A 1,590-nucleotide genomic window follows, 5' to 3' on the forward strand; every position below is an offset into this window, starting at 1 on the left:
CTCAAACAGTGAATAGTAATTCCAAAGATTTGACTTTCACGGTTAAGTACACCAAGGATGCAACCGGTTCTGATAACCAAGACGACACCAACACCCCATCAAATTCAGGTTCAAATGGAACTAATCAAGTCTCGTCTGAGAGTACTAAACCACAGACAGATGGCAAGCCCTTACCATCAAAACAACCACACACTACTCGCTTAGAAAAGTATCATAACCTACCAGATACGGCTAAAAAAGAGCAAGGTTATGGCATGGCCGGTCTGCTTGGTATTACGGCTATGCTTAGCTTCTTTGGCTTAAGCAAAGGTCTTCATAAGAATAACTAATTGTTTGTCGTTAATATTTTTTATAAAAAGGAATCCTTGTTTTTGCGGGATTCCCTTTTTAGTTACTGTGACGGCTTTTGATTCCTGAAAAAGTCATTTTGCCTTTTTATTTGTCAAACATTCTTCCTTTCAACAAATTCCTTTTCACTCCATGCGTTAAAAATCGCTAAAAGCGAAAAAGGGTTTGATTAAAAATCATCAAAAAAGTCCCGACAGTAAAAATTTTATTTTGCCAATGTCGGACTAAAAATTTTTTGGCTGGATCGGACGTTTTTGGCAAGTTGGTTTTTCGTTCAAAAGGAAAAAGACCCGTTAAAATCATTTTGAGTTTTCGGTTAAAATCAGAAAACACCTTTACGATGTCGCTCGTTTTTCTTCGGCCTTAAAAAATCGTGTCATCATCAAAAATTGAGTTGTAACAGGTTAAGGGGGATTGTCGGCACAATGTGCCTTATCCCCGCTGTGCGGGCAATCCCAGTGCATGCACTTTTTTCAAAATGTGTTACTCATGTAATACACATATGTTACATGAGTAACACAAAAAAATTTATAAAAAATGAGCCCAAAAGAGAAAATAATCGACTTCATTGGGAGTCCACATTTACTTTTTAGGCTGACACGATAACGTGTTGTTTTTGACTTTTTGTGGATTTGGTTTTGGGTCCAAATTGAGCAAAGGCACTTTTAACAAAAGAAAAAGCAGGCCCCCATTTTCGGGGCCTGCTTTTTTTGACTTGCGTTAAGGCACATTATATTAACTAGCGGTATTAATCCATGATTTCACCATCGATAATGTCATCTTTTTTGCGGTCTTGTTCATTGGGCATGATAATCCAAAGAACTAAGTAAACAATAATTCCAGGGAAAGGAGTTAAAGAAAGAATGATAAAAATGATTCTTAATACATTGGCATTCCAATTGTAGTGTTCAGCAATTCCACCCAAAATACCGGCGATCCAACGATTATTTTTTGATTTTGTAATTTTCATTAATGTTCCTTTTTGGTAAAAAATATTAACGACAAACAATTAGTTATTCTTATGAAGACCTTTGCTTAAGCCAAAGAAGCTAAGCATAGCCGTAATACCAAGCAGACCGGCCATGCCATAACCTTGCTCTTTTTTAGCCGTATCTGGTAGGTTATGATACTTTTCTAAGCGAGTAGTGTGTGGTTGTTTTGATGGTGAGGGCTTGCCAGCTGTCTGTGGTTTAGTACTCTCAGACGAGACTTGATTAGTTCCATTTGAACCTGGATTGGATG

At 37.3% G+C, this 1,590-nt stretch carries 3 protein-coding genes; 1 reads left to right on the top strand and 2 read right to left on the bottom strand.

The window, feature by feature from the left end; genetic code table 11:
• Positions 1-329: hypothetical protein (locus G6R28_RS05795; RefSeq protein WP_420798099.1), on the top strand; the 329-nt coding region annotated here is incomplete at its 5' end.
• Positions 330-1,096: 767 nt separating this feature from the next.
• On the opposite strand, the gene G6R28_RS05800 is transcribed toward G6R28_RS05795, so the two are convergent.
• Positions 1,097-1,318 (bottom strand): PspC domain-containing protein, encoded by a 222-nt coding sequence (locus tag G6R28_RS05800; protein WP_213793300.1) that lies wholly within the window; start codon positions 1,316-1,318, stop codon positions 1,097-1,099.
• Between the two features lie 39 nt (positions 1,319-1,357).
• On the bottom strand, positions 1,358-1,590 hold a 233-nt coding region (locus G6R28_RS05805), incomplete at its 5' end, for a hypothetical protein (protein ID WP_213793301.1).

Source organism: Fructobacillus papyrifericola (assembly GCF_018437235.1).
GTDB classification, from domain to species: Bacteria; Bacillota; Bacilli; order Lactobacillales; family Lactobacillaceae; genus Fructobacillus; species Fructobacillus papyrifericola.